This is a genomic window from Psychrobacter sp. H25, from assembly GCF_059076335.1.
Genome location: NZ_JCACRV010000001.1, coordinates 671,305 through 685,908 on the forward strand (window position 1 = coordinate 671,305; position 14,604 = coordinate 685,908).

Consider the following 14,604-nt stretch of genomic DNA (forward strand, 5'->3'; position numbering starts at 1 on the left):
GCTGAAATTCAACCAAGGAGAAATACTATGCGCTATGTAATGTTAGCCGTATTGATCACTGGATCAGCTGCGCTTGCTGGTTGTTTCAATGATAACGATAGTTCATCAAATATAGGGAAAAGTGACGTTGCAGTAGACCAGGCAAAAGCTGAGCTGGCTGCTAAAAGAACCTCTGATGTGATTGACGCTAGTAACCGTCCAGACACTGATGAGCCTCAGGATATCGATAGAATTATTCTTCCTGAAGCCAATTTGGCTGAGCCTGTTGCTGTCACAGACGCCAACGCTTCACTATAGTGTGATATGAGATTGTTCCAGCACCTAATCAGCCTACTGATTAGGTGTTTCTTTATATATTGAGCCAAGGTAATTTCTATGCATTGGATTAAGACACTTGTCAAATTACTGTTTTTAGTATTTGTCGGTAGCCAAGCGGTTTATGCTGCCCCATTTATTCCCACGGACGATCAACAAATTCTCGCCACTCTACCAGAAAACTCGCCGCCACCTCGCTACCTAAGCTCAGCTGACTTTGCCTCTGACAAACAAGAAAGCAACCTTAATCAGACCAGTCAATTGCTCGAGCGTGCTTATTTACAAGGTGACCCAAGGGCACTCGGGCAAGCACGTGCGCAATTAGACCAGAGTACAGACAACAGTATAGATGCTTTGATGCTACAGGCGCGAGCATTCCAATCGGATCACAAATTCGCTGAAGCAAAACAGACGTTGCAGCAAATACTAAATCAAGAACCCGCTCATCCAGATGCTCTGCTGACGCTTTCTTCATTACTGCTTGTACAAGGGCAATTTACAGAAGCGATGCGCTACTGTAAAAAACTTGACGATCCTGACCTGCGTGTCTATGAGCTGGCATGTGCCGCTCAGATACAAACCATGACAGGAGAGCTTGACACTGCAAAAACAACGCTCAATGGTCTAGCCACTATTGCACCTGGTCTGGACGCTTCGACAGCGCGCTGGGTGTATCTGATTCAAGCTGACGCTGCATTACGTAGCCACGATACAGTGCTTGCCACTCAAGTATTTGATGCGATAGATGATCAGACCGTACCTGCACTTATGGCGCGCGCTGATTGGCTACTCAGTATTGGTGAATACAAAAAAGTCCGTGAGCTGCTAAAGACGCATACCGAAAAAGATGCCCTGCTACTACGTCTGATTACTGCTCAAATGGCGCTCAATGACCCAAAAGCCAAGCAAAATTTAGCATTAATGAAAGAGCGCATTAACGTCTGGCAAATACGTCAAGAAGATGCCCATATGCGCGAACAGGCCACCTATGCGCTACTTGCCAATCAAGTGGACTCAGCCCTACAACTGGCAAAAGAAAATTGGCAACAGCAGCGCGAAACGGCAGACATCGTACTGTACGCTACCGCAGCGATAAAAGCTGACAGCCAAAAAGATATCGAACTGATACGCGAGTTTATGGCCGATACGCAGTTTGAATATCCTGCATTAGAGCGTGCTCTACGTGAGGGCAACATAAGCGATTGTCTACATTGCCAAGCTGCAAGTGAACGACAATCAAGCCTACAAGCGGCAAACGCTTCTGTTCACAATGACCACGTTCACGGCAACCAAGTTCACAGTAACCAAGTGAGTACCAAAGCGTATACATGGATACCAGTTGAGCCTAAGGATGAGACTTTATGACCATTCTTTGTAGACTTATTTGGCATCATACGTACCGCTATTTGACTGTATTACTGCTCATGCTGACCTGCACCCTAGCACAAGCGCATGAGTCTAGTACCGCCTACCTAAATCTCGCACTTGAGGATGCTGACAGCACGACTGATATTATATACGATGCTACCTATGAGCTATCACTACGCGATTTGGCATTATTAATAGATATCGATGCAAACTCTGATAATCAAGTGAGCTGGGCAGAAGTGACGTCACAGACGCCGCTCATAGAGCAGCTTATAACCTCTAAAGTAACATTGGCTCACGCAGCGCAAGCATGTCAAGTAGCACGTTTTGCACCATTAGCTGTCAACACTCGTGGCGGTTTTAATTACTTATATACTCGTTTTTCATTGAACTGTGATCAGCCAATCGATAGTCTTGATTATCAGATATTGGCAGGTATTGATGCCAATCATCGCTTAATATTGACACAAGCGAACACTGACACACCCTTGCAAGTACTGACGGTCGGACAAAGCCCATTGGGCACAGAAGCAGATTCTGGTTGGATGGCAATAGTAACAAACTTCCTAAAAAGTGGCATACACCATTTGCTAATCGGTTTGGACCATTTGCTGTTTTTGTTCATACTCCTCATTCCTGCCGTATACATACGTCAACAAAAACAGTTGGTAGCTGTCTCCAACCCAAAAGCGGCGTTAATCGAAGTTTTTTGGATCGCCACATCTTTTACGCTTGCCCACTCCATCACATTGAGCTTAGCAGCATTACAAATCGTTAGTATTCCTGCGCGCTTTATTGAGTCTGTCATCGCGCTGTCTATTGCGTTTGCTGCGCTAAATAATTTGGTACCGATGCTACGCGTTCGAGCTGTTTATTTGGCTTTCTTTTTTGGACTCATTCACGGTTTTGGTTTTGCCAATGTACTGGTCGATTTACCACTTGCCACAAGCGCACGCGTATTGGCGCTATTGAGCTTCAATATTGGTATCGAATTGGGACAGCTAGTATTTATCGCTGTGGTCTTTCCGATAGCACTATTACTACGTCACACGCAGTTCTATAAATGGGGTGTGTTTTATATAGGATCATTGATTGGTATTTTGGTGGCGCTATGGTGGTTTTTTGAGCGGGCCTTTTAGCGCTTCGCTCGCTCATAGACCAATGACATCGGTACGATAGCATCGACTGCTACGTCATTTTGTTGTATTGGATTGAGTTGCCCTGCTCTTACTTGGGTCGTTGCTATGGCATCGATGATAGGACTGCCCGACGATTCAAGTAACTGCACTTCGGTAATACTGCCCGCTGTGTCGACGTGTAGCTCAAGCATTACAATAAAGACGTCACCCAACTCCCTATCGACACTACGCCATACTAGCGATGGAATACTAGTAATAGGTTCCTGTCCCTCAATCCAGCTGCCATACTCTGCCAAAAAAACAGTCTCGTCAATTGCCTGACTAGCATCATTGTCTGATGCCGATCGATCCATAGTTTGTTCTTCAGCTTGAGCAGCAGCCAGCGCTAGCATTTTTCTGACCGTTTCGTTAGCTGCTTGTTCTTGCCACTGCGCCTGTTCGTTGCGTTTTCTATTGGCTCGTTTGGCTGCTGCCTGCTTCTGTACGGCTTGTTCCCTATTGTATTTCTCTGTCACAGCACGAATCATATAGGACAGATAATCCTCTTCTTCGGCTTCTGCTTGGTTTGCTTGCTTAGAGGTCTTCGCTACTTTTTTGGACTCTACTATCGTGAGGTTTGCTACCGATGATGATGTATCAGGCGGCATATTTTTTTTGGCTGATTCTTCTGATGACAGTATATTTTTGTTTTGTTGCTGTTGCTGTTGCTGTATATGATGTATGAAAGGTTCAGGTGTCGAGGATTTAGGCATAGAGGACTCAACCTCTAAAGTTTCAGTCTCAGAGGTTTCGGGTGTTTTTGCAACTGACAATGGCTGAGTAGGCGCTAGCGCTTCTGTTGATATGGTTTCAATAGGTTGTCGCTCTATTGAAGGCGACTGCATAGTAGGCGCATTAGGCTGTGCAGGCTTTGTCGTCGCTGTTTTAGGTTGCATGTCCGTACTGATTGACTCTTTGGGCTGTGGCGGTTTTTTGGGCTGTGAAGACAGTGTAATAAACTCCACCTCTATAGCATTGGCGCTGCTAGTGTCTGTCAGCGGTGGTGGACTGTCCATAGATACCATTGCCCACACCGTAACCCCGTGCAGTAAAATAACGAACACAGTGATCCAAGCAGTGATAGGACGGGCAAATGGGTTTGGTATCATCATAGCTAATAGAATACGCATTAAAAACAACCCTGTATATGGATTTGTTTGATGATTTGATAAATAAAAAAGCGTGCGAGATCTACTGCCCATTCTCTTGCATTTTCAATAAACTCAGCTGACAAGACGTAGCAGACTGAGCAAGAAACACCAATATAACAACCAATAACAGCTAATAGCAGAATCGTTATGCCATCGTTGGTTTAAACACCTATCCATCAGCCACAAAAAAAGCAAGATATCTAATATCTTGCTTTTTATAGGTTACTAAGCATCATAATCCGAAACCTTTTAGTCAAAATGGAAACCTGCACCCACTGCGCCGCCTACGTTGCCTTGGGTATCTGCTGTTCCGTTCACTTTGATAACCCAGCGACCATCGTTAGATAGCTTAGAGAAACCAATCGCTACGGCACTTTCTCCATTGTACGTACCGATACCGCCGCCGATCAGTGACTTACCTGAGATATAGGCTTGAGGTAGTGAAGACATGGCCATCGCAGCCGATATACCTGCATTGGCATCATCTTCTACTTCATCGATCTTATAGCCAAGATCGCTCATATTGCGACCTAGTCTACTATCGAGCGCACTCAGCTGACTATAGTTGACGGCATCTGTTGCCTCGACACCATCAGCGACTCCAGTCATGCGCTGATTGCCAGCATATAGACCTTGGGCTGTCATACTCGGTCCATCTTGCATACTGATACCATTACTATTAATAACTGTCGTCCCAGCTGTGACACTATCAACGCTGATATTACCATTCAGATCAAACTTAATGCTACTGCCCTCTGCTGTGGTGGTGATGTTACTGCCACCTGTGAAGCTTAGGACACTGCTGTCTCCGATTGATTTATTGATGTCATCGCCACTGTCTGCACCAAAGCTAAGTCCTGCATCGAGTCTATCTGTGTTGGTCTCAATGTTGGTAGTATTGGTTGTGATATTGCTGGTGTTATTAGCAATATTCGTCGTATTGGTGGCAATACTGGTCGAGTTAGTAGCTATACTTGTGGTATTCACTTGCACACTTTCGTTGATCTCAATCGTCCCTTGTCTAATAGAAGCAATGGCACCGTCTATATTGCTCTGACCTGTTCCACCGATATCGCTATTAGTGAAGGTGCCACTCTCAGCATTGTAGACAGTACCGCCGCCAATGATGCTACTGATACCAACTCCTTGGGTGTAGAGCTGGCTACCGTTGATCGCATCCTGACTGGTCGCTGAAACCTCACCATTTTGAACATTGGTGACTTTGTTATTAGCAGCATCAATACCACTTTTCGTGATGCTTGGACCATCAGTTATGGTCAGTCCATTATCACTGATGGTGGTATCACCAGTAGTGACACTGTCCAAGGTAATATCTGGATTTAGATCAAAACTGATGTCATTAGGATTGCCAGGTACAGCTGCTGCACGTAAACCTGTGCTAGCATCCAAGGTGGCCGTATCATTGACTAACGTTCTAGATACTTTGATATTACCATCTCTACTATTTAGGTCGATTGCATCTCCTTGTCTTACCTGAGTCGCAATATCACCTTGAGCGGTGATATCCCAACCTCGATCCAAGGCAATGGTCACTTCTCTCAATTGCCCAACGTTTACAGCATCAGAGTTTAGCTCTCCTCTACCAACATTGCTGATAGGGTTGCCGCCATTGTCCAGACCACGACTGCTGAGTGTGACCGTTCTGCCCAGACCACTATCAATGAAAGTAAAGCCTGCGTTATTCATGATGCTATTGCCTATTTGCACACTACCATCATTACCAAGATCTAACTGGTTGTTGAGCTGGACTGCAACACCAGTCGCAGAAGCAGTAGTGGTTATATTGCTATCACCTGTGACATTGATCGTATCGCCTAATGCAAACTGCTGATCGTTATCACTATTGCCATCACCAATCCTGATACCTTTGGCGATTTCATCATTGGTCATAGTGAGCTGTGCAAAGTTTACGGCATCAGTTGGTGCAATCCCCTTATCAACTTTAATGATTCTATTATTACCGTTATCAAGACCCTCGTTGCTTAAGGTAATGGTTTCGTTAGGACCATCAGTGATGGTCACACCTGCATTGTTAAGTACAGTGCTTTCCATTCTCACACTGCCGTTTCGACCAAGTCTCACATCTTCAGCCAACTTAACGTTTAGGTTACCATCTTCATCAGCGACCACACCGATGTTATTATCAGTTAGCGCTGTTGCACCTCCCTTAATCGTTAAGGTTTGTCCTAATTTACGATTGACAGTGACTTCGGTGTCATCTCCTGTGAAGTTCAGTCCCAAGTCAACTGTACTGTTGGTTGCATTTAACTGTCTAACATTGACAGCGTCCGTATCTTCATCACCATCGGCTACCTCAGTGATTCTGTTACCGCCATTACCCAGTCCTTCATTACTCAAACGAACTGTACTGTCAGTGAAACTGACACTAGTGAAGGTGACGTCATCTTTTGTAGCGACTCTAATACCACCATCCTCGGCACTCAGAACGATGTTGTCGCCTGTGAGGAAGTTAGCAGTATTGTCCGCTTGGTTCAGGGTTTTGACCTCGTCACCATCGATTTGGGTGACCACCGTTTGTAGCGCACTATCCGCTTTACCCAAACTGGCTTTACTGTCATCGCTCAAGTCAACGGCATAATCAGTGATGTTGGTCATCTCGTCTGTTTCACCCGCTGTGACGGTGACTGCAGCAGATCCAGCTGAAGCGCTGACGCCATTAGCATTGACGGTGTAGACATCTTGACCTGTATTGCTGTCAGTTGAAAAGTCCACACTGGCGACATTGGTGCCTTTCACCACTTTGGTTCTAGCAGCGCTCGATGCACGATTCACATCACCGATGTTTGCGGCATTGAACTCATCACCTACTCCGCTTGCGACGTTGGTGATTTGATTGCCACCATTATCCAGACCGGTATTGCTGAGCCTGACGGTGCTACCACCCAAGAAGCTCACACCACCTGTATTGAGTGAGGTATCTCCTGTGGTTACGCTGGTAAGGCCGGTTAAGTCTTTAGCTAGTTTGATATTTAGGGTATCACTACCATCAGCATTTACGCCAATATTATTGTCCGATAATGCCGTGGTTGCACCACCTTTTATCGTTAGCTTTTCACCGAGTTGACGGTTAACGGGCATACCCGTATCACCGTCGAAGTTCAGACCTTTTTTGACCGCAGTATTGATACCGTCGTTCAGATCATTCAATTGCTCTTGGGTAGCCGCCTGACCACCAGTGTAAGCAGTGTTTGGATCAAAAGTTGTGTTGGTCAAACCTGAGATAGTCCCTGCTATACCGTCGATTTGCACAGGATTAGCCATACCGATATTGATAACGTTGGCTAAGCCAAATTTGGCACCGTCTGCAGTCGCTGTCACGTCAATGTTGTCGTCAGTTGTCACCCCAATTGTCTGACCAAGGGCATAAGTTCTTTCTATACCATCAACGTTGAATTTGATGCCTTTAGCAACTTCTTTGTTTGTATCAAACAGCTGGCTGCCATTAATAGCATCTTTACTCGTCGCCGTGACATCACCATTATCCACATTCACAACTTTTTTGTGAGCCGCATCGACACCGCCACTTTTCGTGATACTCGGGCCATTGAACATACTTAGACCATCACTGGTCAACGTTGCCTTAGATAGTGGATTTGTACCTATTACTTTCACGCCAAGCCCGCTAACCGTTGTCACCCCGCCCATAGCTAGGCCACCTGTGACCATACCCAAGCGATTAACTTGAGTACCACCAAAGATATTACCTGTACTAACGCTACCGTTGTTGCCTAGATCAAGATTGTCATTAAGCTCGAACGAGACATCATTGCTGTTTGCGGTTTTAGATACAGTGATGTTGCTATTCTTACTATTGAAGTCTACTGAGTCGCCAGGCTCTACCGTACTTGCGGTAGTACTGTTACCTTGTGCACTAATGTCCCAGCCTCTACTGGCTGTTTCTGTGACACTGTTTAGCTGACTGAGGTTGACTGCGTCATCTAACTCAATAGCATCACCCACCTCAGTGATTCTGTTACCACCATTATTAAGACCGGTACTGCTCAGTCTGACGCTGCTGCCACCTAAGAAGCTCACACCACCTGTATTGAGTAAGGTGTCTCCTGTAGTGACGCTAGTGAAGTCAACTACAGCGGCTGTTGCAACTTCGATATCACCATTCTTATCGGTGAGAACGATGTTCTTACCGGCTAAGAAGTTGGCAGTATTGTCCGCTTGGTTCAGGGTTTTAACCTCGTTACCATCGATTTGGGTGACGACAGTTTGTAACGCGCTATCCGCTTTACCCAAACTGGCTTTACTGTCATCGCTTAAGTCAACGGCGTAGTCAGTCAAGTTATTGCCATCAGTAGTATTGCTTACTTTTACTGCTGACGATCCTTCTGATACTTTGGTACCATTAGCATTGACGGTGTAAACGTCTTGGCCTGTATTACTGTCAGTTGAAAAGTCCACACTGGCCACATTAGTGCCTTTGACCACTTTGGTTCTAGCAGCAGCAGATGAGCTGTTGAGCTGGCTGACATTGACGGCGTCATTTGGACTCTCACCATCGTCAACATTTACAATCTTTTTATTTCCGGCGTTGATACCACCAGACCTTGTTACGCTTGGGCCACCGATAATGGTTAAGCCATTCCCAGTTAAAGCAGTACTAGGAATACCCAATGGACCATTTACAAATACTCCTGCACCATTGACTGTCGTACTAGCTAGTACACTACCTGTTTTGACCCCTAAGCCATCTACCGTTGTACTAAAGTACGAGTTGCCTGTTGTCAGACCAGAGCGATCAAGTGTCGTAGTGCTACCAAATCCAAAGGGAACATTTGATCCCATTTCCACGCTACCGTTATTGCCTAGGTCTAGGTTGTTATTAAGCTCGAACGAGACACCATTACTGTTTGCGGTTTTGGAGACAGTGATGTTGCTATTCTTACTATTGAAGTCCACTGCGTCGCCAGGTTCTACCGTACTTGCGGTAGTACTGTTACCTTGTGCGCTAATGTCCCAGCCTTCATTTGCAATGTCTGCAACCGCTTTTAACTGAGATACATTCACTGCATCAGTGTCTGCTGAGCCACCTGCCACATTGATGATACGACGTTCGCTTCCAACAGCGCCCACTGAGACTGTGCCGTTATTGGCATCAGCAGCAACGTTGGTTAAAAATGAAGCACCACTTTGTACTGCAGCAATAGAGTTTTGACCTAAAGACACGCTGTTTAGAGCATTGGCACTAGAACCTTTACCTAGTGCAACGCCGCCTACAGCCTGAGCTTGCGCACCAAGACCAAGTGCAACGGTGTCTTGGGCAGTTGCTTTTGCTTCATAGCCTATTGCAACTGCACGACTTGCATTTCCATTTGTGGCTCGTTGACCTATCGCAACTGAATTAACACCTGCTTTTGCATCTTGACCACCCGCGAAGCCATTGAATGAAGATCGTGCACCTTCACCAATGACGGTCGCATTTCCTTTTCCAAACGCATTTTCTCCAATAACGGTTGAGCTACTACCGTCTGCATTGGCATTAGAGCCAACGGCCAGAGCATCAGTACCTGTTACTGATGTGGTGTATGGCTGTGCATTGCTAGAGCGGATAGGAAAATCAATGTCAGCAACGACAGCATCTAACGCTTTTAGCTGAGATACGTTCACTGCATCACTGTCTTGACTACCTGCTGCAACATTTACAATCTGACGAGTGCCGTTGGCACTACCGATCGAGACTGCACCAGAATTTGCATTACTTTTAGTGTTTTTGATTGCCATCGTATCTGCTGTACTTACGCCTGTTGGGATGTAACCTACCACACCGCCTGCAACATTAGCCACTGAACCTGCACCTAGTGCGACTGCTCCTTTTTCGCTTGCTGAGGCGCCGATACCAAAGGCAGAAGACGCAACACCAGATGAAGAGGACTGTACGCCAACAGCGGTAGATAGTGCACCTTCAGATAACGACTTTGCCCCAATAGCTATAGAGGCGGCACCACCTGACTCGGTGTTTACCTTATAGCGCGGCGTCTCAACCAAATCACGTCCTGTATAGGAGAAGAAAGTAGTATTGACATCGCCGCCATTGATTGTGGATACTGAGGTCCCATCGATATTGGCTTTTGAGGCATCATCTAGATCATCGCCGCCAATGGCGATAGAAGAATGCCCTGTTGACACGACGTTTGCACCGATGGCGATAGACTGTTGTCCACTCGCTACGGTGTTCTGACCGCTTTGACCGCTACCAATAGCAATAGCTTGCCCGCCAGTAGCACTAGCATTACCACCCATTGCCATAGCATTGGGTCCGGTTGCGCCATCGTTATTGGCATTGCCAGAGGCAGTTGAATTGACACTATAGTACTTGGTTTTGTGAGCGGCGACGGTATTGGTTAAACTATGCAGTTGTGAGCCATTGACCGCCTCTTTACTACTAGCACTAACCAGCCCATTATCTACATTGGTTATTTTCTTATTACCAGCATTGATACCAGTGGATGAAATAACAATACCGCTGTTAAAGGTAGTACTTTCCAAACCCGTCAAATCTTCTGCTAGTTTAACGGTCAAAGTATCACCTATACCAAAGACCCCGATGTTGCCATTCGTTAGCGCTCCTGTTGCACCGCCCAAAATATTGAGCGTCTCACCATTACTGCGTGTAATAGTTGTAGCATTATCGCCTTCAAATTTTAGTGCTATTGAACTTCCGGGGTTGCCTTGACCTGAATTGTTATGGCTGTTGTTACCAGCGGTGTGGCTATGGACACCATGACTACCATGACTGTGACTATAGTTACCATTATGGTGATTTTCTGTGCCTACAGCGCTTGCCTGCATGCCGAATCCAGCCGTTATGAGCCCAAGTGCTATGGCACTCAGGCGTAGTGTATTGATAGTAGATGAACGAGATGTCGTGCTGATGGTTGTGTTAGCACTGACACTAGATTTGGAAGATTTGCCATGCCCTTTTGCATACTCACCGACTGCGGTAAAGCAATTTAGGGCTTCATTCCAGATGACTTTATAGATGCGGTTCATGATATGTACTCCCTTACAGATTTGTCAGATTTAAAAAATCAGAGATAAAATCCATCTTGCAAGAGAGTCGATATGACAAAATAAGACGAGTTATGTGTGCGGTAGTAAAGCCTTTTTAAGTATTACTGATATTAAGGTTTAAGAAGTAAGACGTTTCGTTTTGTAAGTTATGTATCACTCTCTTATATATTAGTATTACCGAATATATAGAGAGAGACAATACCGTTCGTCCGTTATTTAATACCGTTTGTCTTTTATATTCATATTAGTGAATATAACAGACTTTTATTATTGAGTGTATTTGTCAAGACGATGCTTCTTTATAAACATAAGTCCATAATCTCATACAGGTTATGGACTTATGTACACTACATATATGCATGAGCGAAAACGATTCATTTAAGCTGCTTTTTAATACTTTATTTTCTCTTTCATAGGCAAAACGATTTGTACTATCAATCCTTTGATACCATCCTGTCGGTTGTAGGCCGTGATAGAGCCTTTGTGCGCCATCACAACAGCGTGAACGATAGCCAATCCCAACCCATACCCCCCAGTATCACGATGACGCGCAGAGTCTAACCGCACAAATGGCTGAAAGATACGTTCTAGGTCTTTATCCGCTATACCGCCGCCTTCATCTTTTACGCTGATTTGAATGGCAGATCGACCATCATCTGTCTGAACTGCTTTCATCTCAGCAATGACTGTCGAACCTGCAGCAGTATGCATAAAAGCATTGCGGATGATGTTTTCGAGCGCGCTATGCAATTGCTCCTGATTGCCCTGTATTGTCCAAGCATCTTTTGCGTTTTTTGTACCCGTAGACATCAAACCTTCAGGTGGCTGCCACTGCCAGTAAACCTCTTTATGCTGAAACTCAAAACACACATCTTGTCCGATATCACTGATGATTTCAGTCAAATCGACGGCGTCACTTTCTAGATTGTCGATCGTATATTGCTGCATTTGTAGTGATTGAATATGAATGATTTGCTCAATCAGCTCATTCATCCGCGTGGACTCTTTGTCAATACGGTCAAGATAGCGATTGGCATTAGGGGCAAAGTCGCGAGTCAGCTCAGTTGCCACATCAAGTCGTGCAAGTGGTGAGCGTAGCTCATGAGAGATGTCGCTTAGCATTTGTTTGCGCGCTAGCTCACTCTCAGCCAGTCTCGTCGACAAATGCGCCACGTCTTTGGCCAGTAACCCAAGCTCATCATCACCCATTTTTGACAATGCTGGATTGGCTTGATAATCCCCATCAATCATACGGTGAACCGTGCTTTGTACACGCCCGATACGCTGGATCAATGTACGGCTAAGCCATACACAGATCAACACACTAAAAACGATAATCAAGAGCAGACGTATAGGAAAATTGCCGTGTTGCAACGCAACGACATCTGAGAAACGCAAGTGCGGGCGCAGCTGTATGATAACTGACTGTCCATCGGGTAGCTCAACCGAGATATCGGCCAGCTCAGGACGAGCATCTATCTCTGCAATTGCAGCACTACTCGAGGTTAATGGCTTCAAAATCTCATGCAAGACCGTTGGCGGTTTTTTTGGTACCTCGTCATTATAATTTCTTGGTCTATCGTTGTTGTCCATTCTGGGCTGCGGCATCGGTGGTATAGCACGCTCAACTGACTGCTGACCGTTCTGTAGCCGCTCTTGTGTTCGATCCTCTCGGTCTCGATATCGCGGGAATATAATAGCGCCCTGCTCGTCGTAGACTCTGATTTGATTCATCAGCCGTCTGTCCTGACGATACATCTGCGTGACCGTGGTCAAATCGCCTACTCGTAGTGCTGCAGCCATCTCTTGACGTTTAATTAATAGGCTCTCAATTTGGACATCCATCCGAGCAGTCAGCTCCTTTTCGGCCAACCAGCGCTCGACCACAATGGATAAAATAGAGGTAATCAGGATCGTCAGCAATAAGCTCAAAAACAAACGCCAAAACAGCGTCACACGCACCTTTAGCTTGGGTGACTTTTGAGCGTTTTTGTTAGTGTCCTGCTGGGGCGCTTTTATTGATGAGTTTGTCATTAGAGCACCAGTTGATAGCCTTTTCCACGCACCGCTTTAATTGGTTCGTCATGAAAAGGCTGTAATTTTTTGCGCAAACGAGACACATGCACATCGAGGCTACGGTCAAAAGGCTGCAACTCACGTTGCAAGACATTCTCTGATAACCATGCCTTACTTACCACTTCTCCTTTTTGCTTAAGTAGTGCCACAAGCAAGTCAAACTCCGTTCCAGTCACTTGTAACGCCACGCCGTCTATCTCGCAGACACGCTGGTTTTGGTCGAGATATAAGCGACTCTCTGGTAGCGGTGTATGCTCAGATGTGGTGGTATTGGTTCGTTTGATCACCGCATTGATACGTGCCAGCAGTTCGCGCGGGTTACAGGGCTTGGTGATATAATCATCAGCGCCTAACTCCAAGCCAATAATACGATCGATCTCCTCCCCCTTTGCCGTCAGCATAATCACAGGAATATCACTGATACTTGGCAGTTGACGCAATACGCTCAGCCCATCTATTTTGGGCATCATGATATCGAGCACGAGTAAATCGTAGGCAGCATCGTCGTGCGCCACCGCTTTTAATCGCTGTATAACCGCAGCGCCATCGTGAACACAGTCACAATGGATGCCATGATTGTACAAATACTCTTGTAATAACTGAGTTAACTCTTCGTCATCATCACCTATCAGTATATTTGGCATACGCCTCTCCTTTTACTTTTGATGATTTCAATTGGCTTTCATTGGTCCGGTTACCCATATTATCAGGCATGCGCGTATCAGTTCGCTATAAACGTTACCTTTCTTAATACTTCATAAATGTTCGTAACCTTCAACTGTCGTAATATAGCTCCTATCAGCAGCGAGTGCCGCAGTCTGGAAAAGGATGCTCGCAAGATAAGATTTTAGTGTCTACTAAACCACACTCAACTTCATAAAGGATCTCATCATGAAAAAATTATTATTAGGTTCAGTATTAGCAGCTTCTAGCGTGTTTACCGTGACCGCCTGTACTAGTGTTAATGCAACCACCGATACAACACCCGCGACTCAAATGCAACAGAAACATAAAAATGGCGCTATGAAAGGTCCAATGTCAAAGCTGGATCTAACGGTCACACAGCAAGCCCAAATCAAAGCCATCATGCAAGAAAAGCGTGGCGATCGTACTGCTGATCGTGCACAGCATCAAGCAGAGCGCGCGCAGATGGATCAGCAAATACAAGCTTTGACCAACGCAAGTACGCTAAATAACGCTGCGCTAAACCGCTTGGCTGATCAACAAGCTGCCAAAACCAAACAACGTTTTATCGAGCGTGTACAAACTCAGCATGCTATCTCTCAAGTCCTAACGGCTGAACAGCGTGCAAAAATGGAACAAATGAAATCAGAAAGACAAGAAAAAGGACGCAAGCACTCAAAAGACCGTAAAGGTCATGATGAGCAACGTCCAGGTATGTAAGCGGTTACCCCTGTACTGATCGGTACTAATTTGTCTTTGTATTGCTT

8 protein-coding genes are annotated in these 14,604 nt (G+C 45.5%); 4 read left to right on the forward strand and 4 right to left on the reverse strand.

What is annotated here, in order from left to right; genetic code table 11:
* Positions 1–27 precede the first annotated feature (27 nt).
* From AC5JPO_RS02650 to AC5JPO_RS02660, 3 genes are all read left to right on the forward strand, one after another.
* A complete protein-coding gene (locus AC5JPO_RS02650; RefSeq protein ID WP_493851771.1) occupies positions 28–297 on the forward strand; it encodes a hypothetical protein in 270 nt (89 codons plus the stop codon).
* Between the two features lie 78 nt (positions 298–375).
* A complete protein-coding gene (locus AC5JPO_RS02655; protein WP_493851770.1) occupies positions 376–1,680 on the forward strand; it encodes a tetratricopeptide repeat protein in 1,305 nt (434 codons plus the stop codon).
* Entirely contained in the window at positions 1,677–2,822 is a 1,146-nt protein-coding gene (locus AC5JPO_RS02660) for a HupE/UreJ family protein (protein ID WP_493851769.1), read from the forward strand. The genes AC5JPO_RS02655 and AC5JPO_RS02660 overlap by 4 nt, the downstream gene beginning before the upstream one ends.
* On the opposite strand, the gene AC5JPO_RS02665 is transcribed toward AC5JPO_RS02660, so the two are convergent.
* The 4 genes from AC5JPO_RS02665 to AC5JPO_RS02680 form a co-directional block, all read right to left on the reverse strand.
* Positions 2,819–3,991, reverse strand: a complete 1,173-nt coding sequence (locus AC5JPO_RS02665; protein WP_493851768.1) for a TonB family protein — start codon at positions 3,989–3,991, stop codon at positions 2,819–2,821. The genes AC5JPO_RS02660 and AC5JPO_RS02665 overlap by 4 nt on opposite strands.
* A gap of 270 nt (positions 3,992–4,261) precedes the next feature.
* The gene (locus AC5JPO_RS02670) at positions 4,262–11,056 is read right to left on the reverse strand and encodes an ESPR-type extended signal peptide-containing protein (protein WP_493851767.1); all 6,795 of its coding nucleotides are present in this window, start codon (positions 11,054–11,056) and stop codon (positions 4,262–4,264) included.
* A gap of 411 nt (positions 11,057–11,467) precedes the next feature.
* Positions 11,468–13,111, reverse strand: coding sequence for a sensor histidine kinase (locus tag AC5JPO_RS02675; RefSeq protein WP_493851766.1), 1,644 nt, complete (start codon positions 13,109–13,111; stop codon positions 11,468–11,470).
* Positions 13,111–13,797, reverse strand: coding sequence for a response regulator transcription factor (locus AC5JPO_RS02680; protein ID WP_443524028.1), 687 nt, complete (start codon positions 13,795–13,797; stop codon positions 13,111–13,113). The genes AC5JPO_RS02675 and AC5JPO_RS02680 overlap by 1 nt, the downstream gene beginning before the upstream one ends.
* A 247-nt stretch (positions 13,798–14,044) precedes the next feature.
* Here AC5JPO_RS02680 and AC5JPO_RS02685 point away from each other — a divergent pair, with 247 nt between their 5' ends.
* Positions 14,045–14,557 carry a Spy/CpxP family protein refolding chaperone gene (locus AC5JPO_RS02685; protein WP_493851765.1) on the forward strand — a complete coding sequence of 171 codons (513 nt, stop codon included), beginning with the start codon at positions 14,045–14,047 and terminating at the stop codon, positions 14,555–14,557.
* Positions 14,558–14,604: the final 47 nt, after the last annotated feature.

Bases quoted from the DNA above. Each gene is read 5' to 3' on its own strand.
- AC5JPO_RS02650 (WP_493851771.1), top strand. From the start codon at position 28: ATGCGCTATGTAATGTTAGCCGTATTGATCACTGGATCAGCTGCGCTT.
- AC5JPO_RS02655 (WP_493851770.1), top strand. From the start codon at position 376: ATGCATTGGATTAAGACACTTGTCAAATTACTGTTTTTAGTATTTGTC.
- AC5JPO_RS02660 (WP_493851769.1), top strand. From the start codon at position 1,677: ATGACCATTCTTTGTAGACTTATTTGGCATCATACGTACCGCTATTTG.
- AC5JPO_RS02665 (WP_493851768.1), bottom strand. From the start codon at position 3,991: ATGCGTATTCTATTAGCTATGATGATACCAAACCCATTTGCCCGTCCT.
- AC5JPO_RS02670 (WP_493851767.1), bottom strand. From the start codon at position 11,056: ATGAACCGCATCTATAAAGTCATCTGGAATGAAGCCCTAAATTGCTTT.
- AC5JPO_RS02675 (WP_493851766.1), bottom strand. From the start codon at position 13,111: ATGACAAACTCATCAATAAAAGCGCCCCAGCAGGACACTAACAAAAAC.
- AC5JPO_RS02680 (WP_443524028.1), bottom strand. From the start codon at position 13,797: ATGCCAAATATACTGATAGGTGATGATGACGAAGAGTTAACTCAGTTA.
- AC5JPO_RS02685 (WP_493851765.1), top strand. From the start codon at position 14,045: ATGAAAAAATTATTATTAGGTTCAGTATTAGCAGCTTCTAGCGTGTTT.